The sequence below is a fragment of the Prescottella defluvii genome, assembly GCF_000738775.1.
Classification (GTDB): domain Bacteria; phylum Actinomycetota; class Actinomycetes; order Mycobacteriales; family Mycobacteriaceae; genus Prescottella; species Prescottella defluvii.
In genome coordinates this window covers 1-18,239 of record NZ_JPOC01000015.1, presented here as the reverse complement: position 1 = coordinate 18,239, position 18,239 = coordinate 1, and the positions used below count along the sequence as shown (strand labels likewise).

At 67.9% G+C, this 18,239-nt stretch carries 24 protein-coding genes; 18 read left to right on the top strand and 6 right to left on the bottom strand.

Features of this window, described 5'->3' with window-relative positions:
* Positions 1 to 24: 24 nt before the first annotated feature.
* The gene (locus IJ15_RS0105445) at positions 25 to 438 is read right to left on the bottom strand and encodes a cold-shock protein (RefSeq protein WP_197059758.1); all 414 of its coding nucleotides are present in this window, start codon (positions 436 to 438) and stop codon (positions 25 to 27) included.
* A gap of 270 nt (positions 439 to 708) precedes the next feature.
* Between IJ15_RS0105445 and IJ15_RS0105440 the strand changes: the two genes are divergently transcribed.
* The 9 genes from IJ15_RS0105440 (at position 709) to IJ15_RS25955 (ending at position 7,933) form a co-directional block, all read left to right on the top strand.
* Positions 709 to 1,485, top strand: a complete 777-nt coding sequence (locus IJ15_RS0105440) for a cyclase family protein (protein ID WP_031937327.1) — start codon at positions 709 to 711, stop codon at positions 1,483 to 1,485.
* On the top strand, positions 1,482 to 3,122 hold the full coding sequence (locus IJ15_RS0105435) for a thiamine pyrophosphate-binding protein (RefSeq protein WP_031937326.1): 1,641 nt from the start codon (positions 1,482 to 1,484) through the stop codon (positions 3,120 to 3,122). The genes IJ15_RS0105440 and IJ15_RS0105435 overlap by 4 nt, the downstream gene beginning before the upstream one ends.
* Positions 3,123 to 3,457: 335 nt before the next feature.
* Positions 3,458 to 3,976 carry an alternate-type signal peptide domain-containing protein gene (locus tag IJ15_RS0105430; protein WP_031937325.1) on the top strand — a complete coding sequence of 173 codons (519 nt, stop codon included), beginning with the start codon at positions 3,458 to 3,460 and terminating at the stop codon, positions 3,974 to 3,976.
* Positions 3,977 to 3,980: 4 nt separating this feature from the next.
* Positions 3,981 to 4,511, top strand: a complete 531-nt coding sequence (locus tag IJ15_RS0105425) for a hypothetical protein (RefSeq protein ID WP_031937324.1) — start codon at positions 3,981 to 3,983, stop codon at positions 4,509 to 4,511.
* A gap of 2 nt (positions 4,512 to 4,513) precedes the next feature.
* A complete protein-coding gene (locus IJ15_RS0105420) occupies positions 4,514 to 5,200 on the top strand; it encodes a signal peptidase I (protein WP_051918528.1) in 687 nt (228 codons plus the stop codon).
* On the top strand, positions 5,197 to 5,772 hold the full coding sequence (locus IJ15_RS0105415) for an alternate-type signal peptide domain-containing protein (RefSeq protein ID WP_031937322.1): 576 nt from the start codon (positions 5,197 to 5,199) through the stop codon (positions 5,770 to 5,772). The genes IJ15_RS0105420 and IJ15_RS0105415 overlap by 4 nt, the downstream gene beginning before the upstream one ends.
* Before the next feature lie 237 nt (positions 5,773 to 6,009).
* Positions 6,010 to 6,588 carry a SipW-dependent-type signal peptide-containing protein gene (locus IJ15_RS0105410; protein ID WP_231569428.1) on the top strand — a complete coding sequence of 193 codons (579 nt, stop codon included), beginning with the start codon at positions 6,010 to 6,012 and terminating at the stop codon, positions 6,586 to 6,588.
* A gap of 28 nt (positions 6,589 to 6,616) precedes the next feature.
* A complete protein-coding gene (locus IJ15_RS26380) occupies positions 6,617 to 7,636 on the top strand; it encodes a hypothetical protein (protein WP_197059757.1) in 1,020 nt (339 codons plus the stop codon).
* Between the two features lie 132 nt (positions 7,637 to 7,768).
* Positions 7,769 to 7,933, top strand: a complete 165-nt coding sequence (locus IJ15_RS25955; protein WP_156112027.1) for a hypothetical protein — start codon at positions 7,769 to 7,771, stop codon at positions 7,931 to 7,933.
* 354 nt (positions 7,934 to 8,287) lie between these two features.
* On the opposite strand, the gene IJ15_RS0105385 is transcribed toward IJ15_RS25955, so the two are convergent.
* Together IJ15_RS0105385 and IJ15_RS0105380 are read right to left on the bottom strand one after the other, a co-directional pair.
* Positions 8,288 to 8,848: a signal peptidase I gene (locus tag IJ15_RS0105385; RefSeq protein WP_031937319.1), complete on the bottom strand. Its 561-nt coding sequence runs from the start codon at positions 8,846 to 8,848 to the stop codon at positions 8,288 to 8,290.
* Positions 8,849 to 8,995: 147 nt separating this feature from the next.
* The gene (locus IJ15_RS0105380) at positions 8,996 to 9,601 is read right to left on the bottom strand and encodes a hypothetical protein (protein ID WP_031937318.1); all 606 of its coding nucleotides are present in this window, start codon (positions 9,599 to 9,601) and stop codon (positions 8,996 to 8,998) included.
* Between the two features lie 115 nt (positions 9,602 to 9,716).
* Here IJ15_RS0105380 and IJ15_RS0105375 point away from each other — a divergent pair, with 115 nt between their 5' ends.
* From IJ15_RS0105375 to IJ15_RS0105365, 3 genes are all read left to right on the top strand, one after another.
* Entirely contained in the window at positions 9,717 to 9,956 is a 240-nt protein-coding gene (locus IJ15_RS0105375; RefSeq protein ID WP_031937317.1) for a hypothetical protein, read from the top strand.
* Positions 9,957 to 10,001: 45 nt separating this feature from the next.
* A complete protein-coding gene (locus IJ15_RS0105370; protein WP_031937316.1) occupies positions 10,002 to 10,406 on the top strand; it encodes a YccF domain-containing protein in 405 nt (134 codons plus the stop codon).
* A gap of 486 nt (positions 10,407 to 10,892) precedes the next feature.
* Entirely contained in the window at positions 10,893 to 11,516 is a 624-nt protein-coding gene (locus tag IJ15_RS0105365) for a resuscitation-promoting factor Rpf1 domain-containing protein (RefSeq protein WP_031937315.1), read from the top strand.
* A 67-nt stretch (positions 11,517 to 11,583) separates the two neighbouring features.
* On the opposite strand, the gene IJ15_RS0105360 is transcribed toward IJ15_RS0105365, so the two are convergent.
* Entirely contained in the window at positions 11,584 to 11,772 is a 189-nt protein-coding gene (locus tag IJ15_RS0105360) for a hypothetical protein (protein WP_031937314.1), read from the bottom strand.
* A gap of 60 nt (positions 11,773 to 11,832) precedes the next feature.
* Between IJ15_RS0105360 and IJ15_RS0105355 the strand changes: the two genes are divergently transcribed.
* Entirely contained in the window at positions 11,833 to 14,136 is a 2,304-nt protein-coding gene (locus IJ15_RS0105355; protein WP_031937313.1) for a helicase-associated domain-containing protein, read from the top strand.
* 16 nt (positions 14,137 to 14,152) lie between these two features.
* On the opposite strand, the gene IJ15_RS0105350 is transcribed toward IJ15_RS0105355, so the two are convergent.
* On the bottom strand, positions 14,153 to 14,584 hold the full coding sequence (locus IJ15_RS0105350; protein ID WP_031937312.1) for a VOC family protein: 432 nt from the start codon (positions 14,582 to 14,584) through the stop codon (positions 14,153 to 14,155).
* Between the two features lie 88 nt (positions 14,585 to 14,672).
* On the bottom strand, positions 14,673 to 15,086 hold the full coding sequence (locus IJ15_RS0105345; protein WP_031937311.1) for a helix-turn-helix transcriptional regulator: 414 nt from the start codon (positions 15,084 to 15,086) through the stop codon (positions 14,673 to 14,675).
* A 130-nt stretch (positions 15,087 to 15,216) separates the two neighbouring features.
* Between IJ15_RS0105345 and IJ15_RS26915 the strand changes: the two genes are divergently transcribed.
* The 5 genes from IJ15_RS26915 to IJ15_RS0105320 all read left to right on the top strand — a co-directional run bounded on the left by IJ15_RS26915 (position 15,217) and on the right by IJ15_RS0105320 (position 18,216).
* Entirely contained in the window at positions 15,217 to 15,342 is a 126-nt protein-coding gene (locus IJ15_RS26915) for a hypothetical protein (protein WP_269321474.1), read from the top strand.
* Positions 15,343 to 15,354: 12 nt separating this feature from the next.
* Complete coding sequence (locus tag IJ15_RS0105335) at positions 15,355 to 15,555, top strand: hypothetical protein (protein WP_031937310.1); 201 nt, start codon at positions 15,355 to 15,357, stop codon at positions 15,553 to 15,555.
* A 20-nt stretch (positions 15,556 to 15,575) separates the two neighbouring features.
* Entirely contained in the window at positions 15,576 to 15,740 is a 165-nt protein-coding gene (locus IJ15_RS26375; protein ID WP_174908455.1) for a hypothetical protein, read from the top strand.
* A gap of 136 nt (positions 15,741 to 15,876) precedes the next feature.
* Positions 15,877 to 17,535: a DNA repair helicase XPB gene (locus tag IJ15_RS0105325; RefSeq protein WP_031937309.1), complete on the top strand. Its 1,659-nt coding sequence runs from the start codon at positions 15,877 to 15,879 to the stop codon at positions 17,533 to 17,535.
* A gap of 12 nt (positions 17,536 to 17,547) precedes the next feature.
* Entirely contained in the window at positions 17,548 to 18,216 is a 669-nt protein-coding gene (locus IJ15_RS0105320; RefSeq protein WP_031937308.1) for a DUF3239 domain-containing protein, read from the top strand.
* The last annotated feature ends 23 nt before the right edge of the window (positions 18,217 to 18,239 follow it).

The window sequence follows — 18,239 nt, the reverse complement described above, 5'->3', positions numbered from 1 at the left end:
ACTGCTCGTGGCAGTGGCCGGACGTCAGCTGTCGAGTTCGCGCGCGACGGCGCGGACCACCTCGGAGATCCGCTGCGCGGTCTTGCGGTCCGGGTACTTGCCCTTGCGCAGATCCGGCTGGATCGTGGCCTCGAGCAGCGTGATCATGTCCTCGACCATGCCGTGCAGTTCGTCGGGCGAGTGCTTGCGCGCGACGGGTTCCTTGCGTCCACCGCCGCCCTGACGCACGGTCGGCGCCGGATCGAGCACCTTGACGCTCAGCGCCTGCGGTCCGCGGCGGCCGGCGGCCATGCCGAACTCGACGCGCTGACCGGCCTTGAGACCGTCGACGCCCTCGGGCAGCGCGGACGCGCGGACGTAGACGTCCTCACCCTCGTCCTGGGACAGGAAGCCGAAACCCTTCTCGACGTCGTACCACTTCACCTTGCCGGTAGGCACCGTGTTCACCCGCTCATCTGCCTGCCGCACTCGTCGCCCGAGCGCGCGCGTTGGATACATGCAAAACAACGCGCCCCGCTCGGAGTGCGGGACGCGTGAATGGCCGAGTGTACCCGTCGGGTTCGCGGCCGGGCATCCTCGTTTCCCGGTGGGCGACGCCCCTCCGAACGGGTGACCGGGCGGTCTGTTCTCCGACGGCGTGCTCGATACTGGGCGGACGGTCGGGCGCTCGACGGGCCCGGCCCCTCCGACGACTGATAGGACGCCACCGTGACGACGCTGACCGACCTGCTCACCAAGATCGGCTCCAAGAGCATCGAGGTGCTCGACCTCACCGCTCCGCTCGGTTCGGACACCCCGGTGCTGCATCTGCCGGAACCGTTCGCGAACACCATTCCGGCGCGACTGGAGACGGTCAGCAATTTCGACGAGGACGGCCCGGCGTGGGCGTGGAACAACCTGCACACCGGCGAGCACACCGGCACGCATCTGGATGCGCCCACGCACTGGATCACCGGCCGGGACGGTGCGAGTGTCGATCAGATTCCGCCGGAGCGGCTGATCGGGCCGGTCGCGGTCGTCGACGTCACCGCAGAGGTGGAGGCGGACCCCGATTTCGTGCTCGAGGTGGAGCACCTCGAGGCGTGGGAGGCGGAGAACGGTCCGCTTCCCGACGGCGCGTGGCTGATCATGCGCACCGGGTGGGGTGAGCGTGGCGGCGATCCGGTGCGGTTCGCGAACGCCGACGCCGACGGCCCGCACACTCCCGGTCTGTCGGTGGCGGCGGCGAAGTGGCTGGCCGAGTCGAGTCCCATCACGGGGTTCGGGGTGGAGACGGTCGGCATCGACGCGGGCATCGCGGGTGGTTTCGACCCGATGTTCCCGGCGCACTACTTCCTGTTGGGTCACGACAAGTACGGCCTGACGCAGTTGCGCAACGTCGACAGGTTGCCGACGGTGGGCGCGGTGCTGGTGGCGTCGCCGCTGCCGATCGTCGGTGGCACCGGCAGCCCGGCCCGGGTATTCGCGCTGGTCGAGCGCGCATGAGCGGGACCGTCGCGCAGCAGGTCGGGCGGACCCTCGCCGATCTCGGGGTGGGGCACGCGTTCGGGGTGGTGGGCAGCGGCAACTTCGCGGTCACCAATGCCCTGATCGCGGCGGGGGTGCCGTTCGTCGCGGCCCGGCACGAGGGCGGGGCTGCGACCATGGCCGACGCGTACTCGCGGATGTCGGAGTTGCCGGCGATCGTCACCACCCATCAGGGGTGCGGGCTGACCAATGCGTTGACGGGGATCGGTGAAGCGGCGAAGAGCCGCACCCCGCTGATCGTGCTCACCGCCGACACCGCGGGCGCGGCCGTGCGGTCGAACTTCCGGATCGACCAGGACGCGTTGGCGCGCAGTGTCGGTGCGGTGGCCGAGCGGGTGCATTCGGCGGCGTCGGCGGTGGCCGACACCGTCCGCGCGTACCGGACCGCGGTGCGGGAGCGTCGGACGGTGGTGCTGAGCCTGCCGCTGGACGTGCAGGAGCAGGCGGCGCCGGAGTCATGGGCGATCCCGCTGCTGCCGCCGGTGCGGCGGACCCGCCCGGACTCGGACGCGCTGCACGCGCTGGTGTCGGTGCTGGAGCGGGCGCAGCGGCCGGTGTTCGTCGCCGGGCGCGGCGCCCGCGACGCCGGACCGCAGATCGCGGCGCTCGCGCGGGAGGTGGGCGCGCTGGTCGCGACATCGGCGGTGGCCAACGGCCTGTTCGAGGGGGATCCGTTCTCGCTCGGCATCTCCGGCGGCTTCTCGAGTCCGCTCACCGCGGAACTGATCGCCGACGCCGACGTGATCGTCGGCTGGGGTTGCGCGTTGAACATGTGGACGATGCGGCACGGGTCGCTCATCGGCGCCGAGGCCACCGTCGTGCAGGTGGACGTGGAGGATTCGGCGTTGGGCGCGAACCGGCCGATCGACCTGGGCGTGCTGGGTGACTGCCGGGAGACCGCGGCCGTCGCGCTCGAGCAGGTGCGTGACGGCGGCACCCGGTACCGCACCGAGCAGGTGCGCTCGCGCATTGCGGCGCAGGTCCGTTGGAACGACGTGCCATTCGACGACCTGTCCACCGGGACGACGATCGATCCGCGCCTGCTGTCGCGGGAGTTGGACGCGATCCTGCCGCGGGAGCGGACGGTGTCGGTGGATTCCGGCAACTTCATGGGCTATCCCAGCGCGTATCTGTCGGTGCCGGACGAGTTCGGTTTCTGCTTCACGCAGGCATTCCAGTCCATCGGGCTGGGCCTGGCCACGGCGATCGGAACGGCGCTGGCACAGCCGGATCGGCTGCCCGTCGCGGCGCTGGGCGACGGCGGCTTCCTCATGGGGATTTCCGAGTTGGAGACCGTGGTGCGTCTGGGCCTGCCGATGGTGCTGGTGGTCTACAACGACAGCGCGTACGGCGCGGAGGTCCACCACTTCGACGCCCCGGGCACCGATCATTCGGCGGTCACCTTCCCGGACACCGACATTGCCGCCATCGCACGCGGTTACGGCGCCGAGGCCGTGACGGTGCGATCGGCCGGCGATCTCGACGCCGTGCGCGAGTGGATCGCGGGTCCGCGAACCCGGCCACTCCTGATCGACGCGAAGGTGAGTTCCGACGGCGGCGCGTGGTGGCTGGCAGAGGCATTCAAGGGGCACTGAGCAGCCGATTCCGTGTGGGGCGCCGGCACTGAACCGAACCATTGACCGGCACCCTCCGATCCCGCTGAACCGATCAGGGCAAATCCCCTACTGGACAATTGACCAGTTTCGCCCCCAACGAGGCTCCCGGGGTGCTAGAAAGTACTCCGGCGCAGCTCGGGGGTTGTGTCCTGTTCTACCAGTTCGCCTGCTCCACCAGTTCTGCCAGCGCCGGACAAGCGCCGACCAGGTGTTTGCGTGAAACAAAGTTTTGACTGGTCCAAGTGTCTGAGTGCCGACGCACCACCCCTTGTAACGACCCCGCTTGCGGGGCCAGAAGAAACGAGAACACCCGCATGAACAAGAAGACCAAGGGCGCAATCGCCGCCGGCGCCGCGGCACTGCTCCTTGCCGGTGGTGCCGGCACCTTCGCCGCGTGGAACGACACCGAGACCCTCGACGGCGGCACCATCACCGCTGGAAAGCTGCAGTTCACCGGGACCACGACCGGCACCTGGTACGAGGACGCAGCTACCGAAGGCAACGAGGTCGACCTCGAAACCTTCAAGATCGTCCCCGGCGACGTCTTGGTCTACAAGGCGACCACGACCTTCATCGCAGAAGGCACCAACCTCAACGCCACACTGACTCTGGATCCGGGCACCGCTGGCACGTTCGATGGGTTGACCTGGGGCACTCCCACTGTCACGGCTACGGGCGTCGATTCTGCCACCGGCGTCATCTCCTCGCAGGCAGGGCCGCGCTCGGCGACCGTCGAGACGACGGTCACGTTCGATGCTGACACCGACGGCGTGACGTCCCAGGGCGCTACCGCGGCACTCAACGGCGTTCAGCTGAAGCTCCAGCAGCAGTAGAGCCTTGTCGAAGAACCACCGTTGGTGGGCACTTGCAGCGGTGCCGGCTGTTGGGCTGATTTTCTTTTCGGCCCAGCAGACCGGCGCCCTGTGGAGTGACACCGAGACGCTTCCCGGCGCGACGATCACCGCCGGCACTTTGGACATCGGCGTCGGCACCGGGTCCTTCACTCTCGACTCGTTCGGGAAGACCGACCTTGCTGTCGGCGGGTACTCGCAGACTCCGTTGACGGTCAAGAACACTGGCAACGTACCGATGCAGTACAAGCTGGCCGGTGTCACTCAGTCGAACACGGCGCTTCCGCTGACTCTCAAAGTGTGGCAAGTCGCGAACGAGACTGCCTGTACGGCAGCTGGTGACCCTGCCGGCACGTCGCTGTATGACGGCCCCATGATCGGCGCTGCCAGCACGCTACAGCCCGCACTGCAGCCGAATGCCACCACCGTTCTGTGCCTGCGCGGGACGGTCGGCGCGGGCGCACCCGGGGGTGTCAGTTCCACCACGACGTTCACGTTCGACGCCAGCCAGGTCTGAACATGAGCCACGCCAACGACTCTGATGTTGAATCGACCACCGCCTGGTGGTGGGTCAAGTCGGTCGTGTCGTGGCTCCTGCTCATCGTCATGGTGGGCATCCTGGCATTGACGATCGTGATTCCCCGGGTCACCGGGTCGACGCCGTACACGGTGCTTACTGGGTCGATGGAGCCGACGTATCCTCCGGGCACGCTCGTCGTCGTCAAGCCGGTGGACGCCGGAACACTCGGCGTCGGTGACGCCATCACGTTCCAGTGGGAATCCGGGAAGGTCGATGTCGTCACGCACCGCATCACCGCAGTGCAGTACTCGGCGAAGGGTGAGCTGCGGTTCACCACGCAGGGTGACGCCAACCGGGCACCGGACGAGCGACCTGTAGTTCCCGGACAGGTCCGCGGAAAAGTCTGGTACGCAGTCCCGTACGTCGGCTACGTCAACAACTTCATATCAGGCAAGCAGCGTTCCGCGCTCCTTGCGGTGGTGGTGGGCGGCCTGTTGGCGTATGCGGTTGTCATGTTCGTCGGCTCCGTCCGCGACAAGGCACGAGTACGCCGCCAGCGGAAGGACGTTGCTGCGGAGGATGATTCCACCGCTATCACCACTGAAATCCCAGTGTTCGACCCTCATGCGTCGAGTGCTCCGATCCTGCGCGAAAACCCGAGCGAGGGGAACGAACTAGTCCGATGAAAGCCTTCACGAAGTGCGGAGTTGCCGCGGTGGCGCTCGCTTCCGTGTTGTTCACCGCAGGCTGCGACACCGGCAGCCTCGGTGGCGGTAGCAGTTCCAGCGGTGGCACCACCACCGCGCCGACGACCACCGCCCCGCCGACGGAAATCGGTGGTGGTGGAAACACTTCCGGCAAGCTCGCACTCACCCAGGTCTCCGCACCGGTATGGAGCGACCAGAACGGGCCCATCGACACCGCTTCCTTCCGGATCGTGCCGGGTGACGCCCTCATCTACAAGGCCAGCTTCCAGCTCACCCTCTCGGGCGACGGCCTGAAGGCGCGACTCACGACCGACCCCGTGACCTTCACCAGTGGTGGTCAGCTCACCGCGAAACTGGTACCGCAGGTGACGACGAGCATCAACGGGTCGCCGCTGCCGACCGGAAACGTCGTCACCACAGCACACAACGGTGCAACCGTCGAGGTTGCGGCGACGTTCACCTTCGATCGGCAAACGGCCGGCACTGCCGGGCAGTCGGCCGCAGCGAACTTCCAAGACATCGGCGTCCACCTCGAACAGGTACTCCCCTGACCGGGTCACGCGCATCAAACGTCAGGGCCGTCGTCGGACCCCCTCCCATTCGGCGGCCCTGATTTCCAAACGGAATTCGTGTATCAGCGGAAAGTGAAGGAGCTCATCGTGTTGCCGGTAGATCGACTATCGAGAGGTATGGCGAGCACGCTGCTGGCGGGCGGCAGCACCAGAACGACGGAAACGAAGTAGGTCAACACAATGACATCACACGAGGGAAAGCGCAGGGCAGTGCAGATGCGTGGACGTATTAGTCATGGCGCCTGGACCCGCACGCGTGCCGTCCTGTCCCTCGGGATGGTCCTCGGACTGGGCGCGGTGGGCACGATGGCGGCATGGTCGAACAGCGCGACTGCGACGTCGGGCGTCTTCAGCACGGGATCCATTCAGCTCAAGTTGAACGGCGACCGCCCGAGCCACGCCTTCACCGCGCTGGAGAAGACGAGCATACTCAAGGGCAACAGCGTCGCCGCGATGCTGCCGGTTCAGAACACTGGCGCCGTGGACTTCGCCTACGTCGCGAAAGCTACCGCGAACGGTGACGCCGGCCTCGCGAGCAGTCTCACAGTCGCCGTGTACGACGGCGGAAGCAGCAACAACACCACATGCAGCGGCGGCACCCTGATCGACTCGAAGGCGCTGTCGACTGCCGCGCCGGTTGACCTGATCCCGTCACGGACCCTCACCAAGGCCGAGGGCACGGAGAACCTGTGCTTCCAGATCACCTTGAGTTCGACCGCACCGGACACCACCCGAATGAAGTACCTCGGTGCGGCATTCGAATTCACAGCAACCGAAGTACCGAGCGGCGCGTAAGCCAGCGGCGAACCTCTAGGAGACTGACATGGCTAACACTCGCAACTTCCGTGCCCGGATGCTGTCGCTACGCTCCGCTCTCGCGATCGGCGGCGTCGTTGTCGTGGCGCTGGGACTCGCCCAGTCGGCAGGCACACAGGCCAGCCTCACCGACACCGGTACCGCGAATGTCTCGATGCTCGCGACCGGCAACTACTTCCCGACACCACTTACGGCCCAAGTCAACTGCTCAACGAGCGGTGGCTTGAACCTTCTTGGTCGACGCGCAAACCTGTCTTGGCCTGCGGTCCCCGGTGCGACCGGCTACGTGGTCCGACTTGTGCATGGAGACGGATCGCTCTACTGGGAGTACCCCGCCCAGACCACAACTTCGCTCAACGGGATCAGCACAACCAGCCCCCGGGCCAGCGTGTACGCCCGCGTGCACACGCTGAACGGGCCCGCCAGGTCTTCCGGCTGGAGGGGAGCCAACACCGCAATCTCGTACAAGGACCTCACCAGCAGCAGGACCGAATGCGAGAACGGCCCATCCCCCAGCCAGGCCAACAACGCCTGGGAAAACCAGACCACTTGGGATCCATTCGGTGTATCAGCTCGAGTTGCCATCCAACAGGAAGGCGGCGGGCCCCTCGGCGGGCCTGACCCGGTCGATGTGACATCAACGCCGAGCGCGACAACGACGACGACGGAAGCACCGACGTCCACGACCGAAACACCTTCTACGTCTACGCCTTCGACCACGACAGAAGCACCGACGTCCACGACCGAGACACCGTCCGTCACCACGACCACCACACAGCCGACAACCACGACCACGACGACCACGCGTCCGTCTGGTGCAGCCGACCGTGAGGTCGATCTGGGTGAGGGACTGACCGCAGAGTTGGCCGACGACAACGTTGCCGTCCTCTCCGATGGCGTCGAACAGTGCAGTGCGACGGTTGACGGCGCCGAAAAGATCACCGACAACGGCGACGGGACCCTCGCGGTCACCGACGGTGACGGTGCCGTCCACTACGTGGATACCGCCACCTGCGCGATCAGCTGATCAGACTCACGCACATTCGGGCGGATGCCGGCCTCCCCACATGACGGGGACCGGCATCCGCCCGAACTACGTTCGCCATCGCCCGTTACGTTCCTCGCAGTCCCGCACCGCGGCCGATCGAAGGGAGCACTCGTGGCGGTGATCGCAGCGCTCCTGCTCGCTGTCGGCGTGATCGGAACCGTCGGCGCCATCGGGGTCGGCGGATACTTCATCGGCTGGTGGGCGCAGCCCGCATCTGTGGCATTCGTGGCCATCGGGGTGATCGGCATACTCATCATCGGACGACGACGCCCCTAGTCTCCTGGCCCACCTACACTCCGACGGCGACGCACCCGACGAGCGCGAGCGCCGCCGACGACGTGGGTTGCGAATCGGGAGGCGTTGGTGCACGCGGCAGCGCCAACGAGAGCCTGACCTGCCACGCCTGCCATGCGCTCGTTCACGAAGGCCCTGGAAGCTGACAAACCCGAATGGCCCCAACGGAGTCCGGGACGCTCGCCCCGCGTCAACCATCGCCACCACCTGGGCGAACTGGTCGCCGGGGCACTCTCACACGAACGTGCCCGACGGGAAGCGAAGCGTCGCGAGGACCACCTCCACCGTCCACCGCAGTAGATCAGGCACTGTGCCCAGGACGGTGCGGTGCATCCGTCACAACTCGGCGTCCGAATCGGAATCGGAATCGGAGTCGTCGAACTTGCGCTGCGCCTGCGCCACCGGCCCGAATGCCAGCACCAGCAGTCCACCGGCAAGCACGCCACCCAGGAAAATAGCGACCGGCGACGACAACCACGACACCACGTAGCCAAGGACCGGCACGCTCGCGAACATCCGATCGGCCTCCGCCACCGTGTACGGCATGAGGTCGGCATGCTCGTTGGCATCGCCCTTGAGGATCAGGACGGCGGAACCACCGTCCTGCGAAACGATCTCGTGGACACGATGCGTGATCCTCGTACCCTGATCGTTGAACACACTCACGACGTCACCGATCGCGAGGTCACCGGCAGGTGTCGTCCGCGAAAGCGCCAGCGCGCCAGTCGGAATGTCCGGCGACATCGACCCCGACCGGAAGATCAGCGGCTTTATACCGAACACCAACGACGCCACCGTCGCCAGCACACAGATCAGCCCGACGACCGCGCCGACGTTGAGTGCGATCTCCCAACCGCGGGAACGGCCGGAGCTAGTGCGCTTTCGATCAATTGCCATGCTCAACTCAATCACTAGCCGGGTAAGGCGCCGACGGTAATTCCACTGACTGGACCGTGCAACACCGAACGGGCGGTTATCCGACCATCGGCCGAGTGCCGAGTCGGATAACCGCCCGTTCGATGGGTCAGCGGGCCCGCTGCTCGATCAGGAGGCGAAGCTCCCGGCGCCAAGGGAGCCGAGAGAGCCGAGGGGGCCGGTGGCGACGTCGCCGGGGCCGGGCGTGAAGCCGACGGACCACATCGGGTTGGCCTCACCGTTCTGCGTCTGGTTGCCGGCGTCCGCGGGCATGCCGACGACCAGGGAGATCGCGGCGGTCTCGTTCGCTCCGAGATGGACCGAGCCGAGCTTCGTTCCCGGCGCCACCGTGCGGGTTTCGGTGAGCGTGACCGGGTTGCCGATCTGGCCGTCGATGTCGACGCGGGCGGTGGCGGTCATACCGGGAGTGAGCGTGTAGTTGCCCACCGAGAAGCCGACGACGCCCTCCACACCGGAGATGTTGCGGATCTGGAAGCTGGTGGCGAGTACCCGCCCGGGCACCAGCTCACCGGGATTCCAGTCGATCACGTCGGCGTCGCCCCAGGTGGCACCGTTGTCGGTCGAGTACTCGACGGTGGGGGCCGGGGTGTCGGCACGAGCGACGGACGGGACCGCGATCACCGCGGCTGCCGCGAGGAAGAGCGCGAGCAGCACGCCGCCCAGAACCTTGCCCTGCCACGCGAGGGCTCCGGACATACGAGTGAAAGCAGTCATGGCGCGGAGCCTAGGGGAGCAAATGTGATCAAGCGTCCAATTCGGTGATAATTCTCCCCCGCTCCACTTCGGAAGCGCGTGCACCTCGCCGCCACCGGTGGCCTACCGTTGTGTTGTGACGAACGATTCGAACCGCAGCGACACTGATACCCCCGACCAGGCCGGCAAGGGACTGTTCTACGCAGCCATCGTCAGCTTCCTGATCGGCTTCGCGGCGATCATCGCCATCTTCTTCGTCCATGCACTCTCCGAGGGCGCACCCGGCCTCGTTCTGTACTTCCTCACGCTCGCGTGCCCGCTCGGATTCGTGCTCGCGATCGCCTACGCTCTCCGCTCCGGGCGTCGCAGCCGCTGAGTCGGAGACTCCGGGACCACCGACAGGACCACCGAAAGGAACACCATGAGGATCCTGCTGAACATCATCTGGCTGATCTTCGGCGGCCTGTGGCTGGCACTCGGCTACTTCCTGGCCGGGCTGATCATGTGCATCCTCATCATCACGATCCCGTTCGGGATCGCGTCGTTCCGGATCGGGCTGTACGCGCTGTGGCCGTTCGGCAAGACCGTCGTCGACAAGCCCACCGCCGGCGTCGGATCGCTCATCGGCAACGTCATCTGGCTGATCCTCGCGGGCGTGTGGCTCGCGATCGGCCACGTCGTCAGCGCGATCGCGATGGCCATCACGATCATCGGCATCCCCCTCGCGATCGCGAACCTCAAGATGATTCCCGTCTCGCTGATGCCGCTCGGCAAGGAGATCGTGGACGTCGGCGGACGCAATCAAGCGCAGTGGGCGCCGGCCTGACCGTTCCGCAAAGTGGGACAGACCGCCCGTTCCCGATGTGATCTCACTCACATTACGTCCCGATAACGGAGCGGTGTCGAACCGTGATCGAGGACGCCTCGGCGCGACTAGCTGGGGCTAAGCCGTCTCCGTCGAATTCCGCAGTCGAGCAACACAAAGACGCGCCGCGTTATCAATCGGTGACGTTTGCCGCCTGATCGTCGTACCGTCGTGTCCGGCCGGAAACTCGGCCACACCGGGCCCGCCGCGCCAAACCCCGTCCAGTGGGTCCGGAACACCCACGAACCATCCATGGACGGGGACGGGGGACCCAAAGGTCCTCCGGGGAACAGGTCCCGCAGGGGACCACCCCGTAGGCATCGGGAGAGCAATCTCCCTGGGGGTGAAGCCAGACCCGCTCCATCCACGAGCGGCGAGGCCGGGCGACCTCTCAGCCCGAACCCGACAGCTGACCTCGCAGGCGCGTGCGGAGAGGAACCAACCGACATGAGCGGACGTCATCGCAAGCCGTCTACCACCGGCCGCACCGTAGCCAAGGTCGCCGTCACCGGCGCCATCATGGGCGTGGGCGGCGTCGCCTTCGCCGGCACCGCCAGCGCGGCCCCCGATTCCGACTGGGACAAGCTCGCGCAGTGCGAGGCCGGCGGCAACTGGGGCATCAACACCGGCAACGGCTACCACGGTGGCCTGCAGTTCTCCCCGAGCACCTGGAAGTCGCACGGCGGCGGAGAGTTCGCCTCGACCGCGAACCAGGCCACCCGCGAGCAGCAGATCGTCGTCGCCGAGCGCGTGCTCGCCAACCAGGGCTGGGGCGCCTGGCCGTCCTGCTCCTCCAAGCTCGGCCTGAGCAGCGCGCCGACGCAGCGCAATGCCCCCGCCGCGACCCCGCAGGCCGTCGCGCCCGCACCGGTCGTCGAGACCCCGGCCGCCCCGCTGCACCCCGCGCAGGGTGTCTTCGACCAGATCGACGCGCTCATCGACGCCGCCGACGATCACGGTGTCGAGATCGGCCAGCCGATCCTCGACGCATACGACGTCGCGAAGACGATCGACCTGAGCAAGCTGAACCTGCGGGACGTCGCCGGCGTGGCGAATCTGTCGCAGAGCTGATCCGCTCTCCCCGAACACGAAGTGGGCCCCTCGCCATCGGCGAGGGGCCCACTTTTCTGTGTGCGCGTCAGCGGTTGATCACGGTGTGCGGGTGCACGTAGGGCAGGGAGTCCACCGGAAGCGGGAATTCCGTCTCCTCGCCGAACGGCGAAAGATTGCCGGCACGACTGGAAGACAACTCGGTCACCGCGTGATCTCCATCCGCAGTTTCCGGCCACCCTGGATCGACATAGCGCTTCTTCGAATTGTTAGCCACGCGCCCATTTTGACAGGAGCGTTCGCCGCGGTACAGCCCAGGTCACTAATCTCATAGCTGATGACCTCCACGCATGGCACCGAGGGCGCCCCGGAAACCGCAAACCCCGTGGCAGCACCGACCCTGACCGGCTGGTTGAGCGCCCGCAAGGACGCCGAACTGACCGACCTGTTGCGGCTGCGCCCGGACCTCGCCGTGCCGCCACCCGCCACGGCCGCCGTCCTCGCCGGACGCGCCGAGCAGCGCGCATCCGTGATGCGGGCCGCCGACACCCTCGGCTCCCTCGAATTCACCGTGCTCGAGGTGCTGGCGCTCGAGCAGGCCGACCAGATGCCGGTGGACCGTCGGCACGTCGACGACGCCCTCGCCGGCCGGGTGCCCGGCAAGGCGGTGGACAAGGCGCTCGACCGGCTGCGGGCCCTGGCCCTGGTGTGGGGCGACGACGACCGGTTGCGGATCGTCCGGGCCGCCGCCGACGCGATCCCGTGGCGCATCGGCCGCATCACCACCGAATCCGACGCGATGACCGAGGACGAGATCCGGGCCGCGCTCGACGGCATCGAACCGGCCGAACGCGACCTGCTGGGCACCCTGGCCCGGTCGTCGCCGATCGGCCGCACCCGCGACGCCGCACCCGGCACGTCCCCGGACCGCCCGGTCCAACGACTCCTCGCCCGCGGACTGCTGCACTGGATCGACGCCGAGACGGTGGAACTGCCCGTCCAGGTGGGTCAGGTGCTGCGCGGCGAGGCCGTCTTCGATCCGGCGTCGCCCACCCCGCCCCCGCTGACCGGACGCAAGCAGAAGCCCGCCGATGTCAACGCGGCCGCCGCCGGTGAGGCCCTGGAACTGGTGCGGCACTGCGAGGACCTGGTGGCCGCGCTCGGCGACGCCCCGGCCCCCGCCCTCAAGGCCGGCGGCCTGGGCGTGCGGGAGTTGCGGCGGCTGTCCAAGTCGACCGGCGTCGACGAGGCCCGCCTCGGCCTGCTGCTCGAACTTCTCGCCGGCGCCGGGCTGATCGCGAGCGGCACCCCCGACCCCGCGCCGCACACCGACCTCGACGACTACTGGGCTCCCACCGTCGCCGTGGACGGCTGGCTCAACGCGGGCACCGCCCGACGCTGGGCCACCCTCGCCGGGGCCTGGCTGACGCTGCCGCGGCGGCCGTGGATCATCGGCAGCCGCGACGCCACCGACAAACCCATCTCCGCGCTGTCCGAGGAGGTGCGGGCCCCCGGCGCGGCACTGGAGCGCCGACTGCTGCTGGAACTGCTCGCCGAGGCCGGCAGCGGCAAGACGGTGTCCGCGGCCGAGGCCAGCCGACTGCTCGCGTGGCGTCGTCCCCGCTGGGCCGGACGGCTGGGCCCGCACGTGGTGGAGCGGACCCTCGACGAGGCCCGCGCACTCGGACTGGTGGCACACGGGGTGCTCAGCTCCCCCGGCAAGGCGCTGCTGCACGGCGGCGACCCCGAGGCCGAGATGGACGCCGCCCTGCCCGCGCCCATCGACTACGTGCTGGTGCAGGCCGACCTCACCGTCGTCGCCCCCGGGCCGCTGGTCCCGGACCTGCTCGAGCAGATCACCCTCGTCGCCGACATCGAATCCGCGGGCGCGGCGTCGATGTACCGGGTCAGCGAGAACAGCATCCGGCGGGCGCTCGACGCGGGGCTGTCCGCGTCCGAACTGCAGACCCTGTTCGCGACCCGTTCCAAGACGCCGGTGCCGCAGTCGCTGAGCTACCTCATCGACGACGTCGCCCGCCGACACGGCCGGCTGCGGGCGGGGGTCGCGGCGTCGTTCATCCGCTGCGAGGACCCGGCGCTGCTCGCGGAGGTCCTCGCCTCCCCCGTCGCCGAGCAGTTGGCGCTGCGGGCCCTGGCCCCCACCGTCGTCATCTCGCAGGCGCCGCTCAAGGAGGTGCTCACCGACCTGCGCGCGGCCGGGTTCGCCCCGGCCGGGGAGGATTCGTCCGGCGCGATCGTCGACCTGCGCCCGCGCGGGGCCCGCGTCCCGGCGGCCCGGGTGCCGCGGCCGCGTACCCCCGCCGTCCCCACCGACGAGCAGCTCGCGACGCTGGTGCGGTCGCTGCGCGCCGGCGACCGGGCCGCCGCCACCACCGGCGCCGGACTGCGCAGCGACGGCACCCGGGCGTCCAGCGCGGCGACGATGACGCTGCTGCAGACGGCCGCGCAGGTGCGGCGCAGCGTGTCGATCGGCTACGTCGACGCGCAGGGCATCGCGTCGCAGCGCATCGTGGAACCGGTCAGCGTCGGCGGCGGTCAGCTCGATGCGGTCGACTCGGCGACCGGTGAGGTGCGCCGGTTCACGCTGCACCGGATCACGTCCGTCGCGTTGGTGGACTGACCGCCGCCGCGCCCGGTCAGTGTGGGAACTCCTCCCCCGTGTACTCGCGACGCTCCACGAGGACGAGCCAGTTGCCGGAGTTGTCGCGCATCACGGCCTCGATGCCGTAGGGGCGGTCCGACGGCGGCTGGGTGAACTGGACCCCCTTGGCGACCAGCTCCTCGTAGGTCTTGTGGCAGTCGGTGGTGCTGAGCCCGAAGCCGTTCATGGTGCCGGCGGCGAGCGACCGGCGGATCGCCTCGGCCATATCGGCGTCGAGCGGCGGCCCCGGCTTCATCAGCGTCACCTCGAGCTCGGGGTGGTCGGGGTGCGTGATCGTCAGCCACCGGAACCCGTCCCCCATCGAGACGTCGGTGGCCTCGACGAATCCCAGCGTGTCGAGGTAGAACCTCTTGGCCTCGTCCTGATCGGTCACCCACAGCGTGACGAGCGAAACGTTCGTGATCATCGAAATCCCCTCGGGGTGGTCGGCGTGTGCGGTCACCCCGAAACCTATGCCGCTCACCCGGGCGGCCGCTTCTCGAGAATTGCGGTGTTCAGCCGCGGTCGCTCAACCCGTGCATGAACACCCAGCAGCCGGGGATCCGCGGCGCCCCGAGCTCCGCGAACTTCGCCTGGTACGCCGACGGCGTCGTTCCCACCAGCTGCCGGAACTTGGCACTGAACGACCCGACGCTGGTGTACCCCACCAGGTGGCAAACCTCGGTGACGGTGAGGTTGGTGGCGCGCAGCAGATCCTGTGCGCGTTCGATCCGCCGCTCGGCGAGGTAGACGCCGGGGGTCTTGCCGTACACGCCGTCGAAGCACCGGAGAAAGTAGAAGCGCGACACCGCTGCCGATGCCGCAAGCGCGTCGAGGTCGAGCGGTTCGGCGTAGTGCCGGTCTGCGAGATCCCGGGCACGGCGCAGGTGCGGTAGCAGACTTTCGGGGACTCGAACCGACGTCGTCACATCCCGAGTCTCGCACCGGACCGGCGACCGGCACTACCGGAAAAAGCACCCCGAACTGCACGACTGGCATTTTCCTGGAAATGACGTATGGTCTCGATCGAGTGATTGCCACTTCGAATTAGGAGCGACAATGGCCGAGAAGAAACCTGGAAAAAGCCTCAAGAAGTCCGCACAGTCGATCAAGGAAAAGCGGGCGGAAAAGCGCAACCGCGCCGTCGACGCCGACGAGTTCATCAAAAAGCGTAAGCGCCACTGACGGAGCCCTTCCATGACTCGCGAGGCACCGGCGCGTGACGCGTCGGGCATTCTGGACCACCTGCACCGCAAACTGGATCGCCTGCTCGGCGACGGCGCACTGCCGGAGCCGCGCTCGGACGGATTCCGGTCCGGCATCGCGTCGGCGAAACTGTTCGTTCTCGACGAACGCGCCCAGCATTCCGGATTCCTTTTCCCACCGACGCACGAATAAAAAGTGAAGGACCACCTACCGTGAAGCGGACCCTGCTCGCCCTGGACAAAATTCAGGCGCGACTGGAAAACGAACTCGACACCACCGCTGTGCACAGCGAACGGGATGTCGGATATCGCGCCGGAATTTCCGAGGCGCTCGTCCAGGTGATGGAGACCAAGAAATCTCTCACCGCCGGGCGCTGACCCCGGGCAGGGCCTGCGGCCCGTGCGTCTTTCCGGTCGATCCCGCCACCGGAAAGGCGCACGGGCCGCAGGCCTACATGGCGGGACACCGCCGTCGTCTGGACAATGGTCTGGTTACCGTTGCTAGGAGGCGCACGTGACCGACGGCCCGCTGATCGTCCAGTCCGACAAGACACTGCTGCTCGAGGTCGATCACGAGCGCGCGAACGACGCCCGTCAGGCGATCGCCCCGTTCGCCGAACTCGAGCGTGCCCCCGAGCACGTCCACACCTACCGGATCACCCCGCTCGCGCTGTGGAACGCCCGCGCCGCCGGGCACGACGCCGAGCAGGTCGTCGACGCGCTCGTGAACTTCTCCCGCTTCGCGGTGCCGCAACCGCTGCTCGTCGACATCGTCGACACCATGGCCCGCTACGGCCGCCTGCAACTGGTGAAGAACCCGGCCCACGGCCTCACGCTGGTCAGCCTGGACCGCGCGGTGCTCACCGAGGTGATGCGGCACAAGAAGATCGCGCCGATGCTGGGCGAGAAGGTCGACGACGACACCGTCATCGTCCATCCCAGCGAGCGCGGCCACCTCAAGCAGATGCTGCTCAAGATCGGCTGGCCCGCCGAGGACCTCGCCGGTTACGTCGACGGCGAGGCGCACCCCATCGATCTCGCGTTCGAGGAGGGGCACTGGCACCTGCGCGACTACCAGGAGATGGCGGCCGACTCGTTCTGGGCCGGCGGCTCCGGCGTCGTCGTGCTGCCCTGTGGCGCCGGCAAGACGATGGTCGGCGCGGCCGCGATGGCCAAGGCGAAGGCGACGACGCTGATCCTGGTCACCAACACCGTCGCCGGCCGGCAGTGGAAGCGTGAACTGATCGCGCGCACGTCGCTCACCGAGGAGGAGATCGGCGAGTACTCGGGCGAGAAGAAGGAGATCCGCCCGGTCACCATCGCCACCTACCAGGTGATCACCCGCAAGTCGAAGGGCGAGTACAAGCACCTCGAGCTGTTCGACTCCCGCGACTGGGGCCTGGTGATCTACGACGAGGTGCACCTGCTGCCCGCCCCGGTGTTCCGGATGACCGCCGACCTGCAGTCCCGTCGGCGCCTCGGTCTCACCGCGACACTCGTCCGCGAGGACGGCCGCGAGGGCGACGTGTTCTCGCTGATCGGCCCCAAGCGGTACGACGCCCCGTGGAAGGACATCGAGGCCCAGGGGTGGATCGCCCCCGCCGACTGCGTCGAGGTGCGGGTGACCCTCACCGACGCCGAGCGGATGGCGTACGCGACGGCCGAACCGGAGGAACGCTACAAGCTGTGCTCGACGGCCCGGACCAAGCACGCGGTCGTGAAGTCGATCCTGGACCGGCATCCCGGTGCGCCGACGCTGGTGATCGGCGCCTACCTGGACCAGCTCGAGGAACTCGGCGAGGAACTCGGCGCCCCCGTCATCCAGGGTTCCACGCGGAACAAGGAACGCGAGATCCTGTTCGACCAGTTCCGCAACGGCGAGATCCAAACCCTCGTGGTCAGCAAGGTCGCGAACTTCTCGATCGACCTGCCGGAGGCGTCGGTGGCGGTGCAGGTGTCGGGCACGTTCGGCTCCCGTCAGGAGGAGGCGCAGCGGTTGGGCCGACTCCTGCGGCCGAAGCACGACGGCGGTCAGGCACACTTCTATTCGGTGGTCGCTCGGGACACGCTCGACGCCGAGTACGCCGCCCACCGTCAACGCTTCCTCGCCGAACAGGGCTACGCGTACCGCATCACGGACGCCGACGACCTGCTCGGCCCGACCATCGGATAGGACTTCACCCCCGTGCGACGCTTCGAGTTCCCCGTCGACAAATCCCATGCCAAGTCCGTCAACGAGACGCTCAGCGATCTCCGACGGCTGCAGTGGTCGGCCGCGGTGATGGCGGTTCTCCTGGGCGCCGGTGCCGCCGGACTGTTCGTCCTGGGCGAGCCGTGGTCGTACATCCTCGGCGCGGTCCTCGCGGTGTGCGCGGTGACGTCCCTGTGGATGGTGGTGTGGACGCCGCGCCACGTCGGCAGCATCGACGACCTGTACGCCAACGGCGACCTGGTGCCGGCGGTGGTGTCGGCGATCCACCCGCGCGGCTACACGCTGCTCGCACTGCTCGACATCGCCAAGCCCGGCGCCGGCGAACCGCACTACGCGCTCGCGGCCCGCAACGTCCGCGGCCTGCCCGGCCGCGGCTACACCGTGGGCAAGAAGATTCCGGCGGTCGCGGTCCTGGGCGACCGCAGTTCCCGCAGCAACGGTGACACCTGGCAGATGGTGAGTTTCATGCCGATCGAATGGGGCACCCGCGACAGCAAGGTCATCCTGCAGGCCACCGCCCGTATCGACGACGTCGAGTGGAATCTGCTGCGCAAGAACATCTCGATGTCGGAGACGGTGCGCGCGGCGGACAACAAGTTCGTGTTGCTCGATCCGTCCGAACTACCGAAGGAATTGCACTGATGTGATTCACCCCGATCGGGGTG

Coding starts and splice junctions, on each gene's coding strand:
- IJ15_RS0105415 (WP_031937322.1), top strand. CDS start 5,197: ATGAAAGCCTTCACGAAGTGCGGAGTTGCCGCGGTGGCGCTCGCTTCC.
- IJ15_RS0105350 (WP_031937312.1), bottom strand. CDS start 14,584: ATGATCACGAACGTTTCGCTCGTCACGCTGTGGGTGACCGATCAGGAC.
- IJ15_RS0105410 (WP_231569428.1), top strand. CDS start 6,010: ATGCGTGGACGTATTAGTCATGGCGCCTGGACCCGCACGCGTGCCGTC.
- IJ15_RS0105420 (WP_051918528.1), top strand. CDS start 4,514: ATGAGCCACGCCAACGACTCTGATGTTGAATCGACCACCGCCTGGTGG.
- IJ15_RS0105435 (WP_031937326.1), top strand. CDS start 1,482: ATGAGCGGGACCGTCGCGCAGCAGGTCGGGCGGACCCTCGCCGATCTC.
- IJ15_RS0105335 (WP_031937310.1), top strand. CDS start 15,355: ATGACTCGCGAGGCACCGGCGCGTGACGCGTCGGGCATTCTGGACCAC.
- IJ15_RS0105355 (WP_031937313.1), top strand. CDS start 11,833: ATGACCTCCACGCATGGCACCGAGGGCGCCCCGGAAACCGCAAACCCC.
- IJ15_RS0105385 (WP_031937319.1), bottom strand. CDS start 8,848: ATGGCAATTGATCGAAAGCGCACTAGCTCCGGCCGTTCCCGCGGTTGG.
- IJ15_RS26380 (WP_197059757.1), top strand. CDS start 6,617: ATGGCTAACACTCGCAACTTCCGTGCCCGGATGCTGTCGCTACGCTCC.
- IJ15_RS0105370 (WP_031937316.1), top strand. CDS start 10,002: ATGAGGATCCTGCTGAACATCATCTGGCTGATCTTCGGCGGCCTGTGG.
- IJ15_RS0105365 (WP_031937315.1), top strand. CDS start 10,893: ATGAGCGGACGTCATCGCAAGCCGTCTACCACCGGCCGCACCGTAGCC.
- IJ15_RS0105380 (WP_031937318.1), bottom strand. CDS start 9,601: ATGACTGCTTTCACTCGTATGTCCGGAGCCCTCGCGTGGCAGGGCAAG.
- IJ15_RS26915 (WP_269321474.1), top strand. CDS start 15,217: ATGGCCGAGAAGAAACCTGGAAAAAGCCTCAAGAAGTCCGCACAGTCG.
- IJ15_RS0105430 (WP_031937325.1), top strand. CDS start 3,458: ATGAACAAGAAGACCAAGGGCGCAATCGCCGCCGGCGCCGCGGCACTG.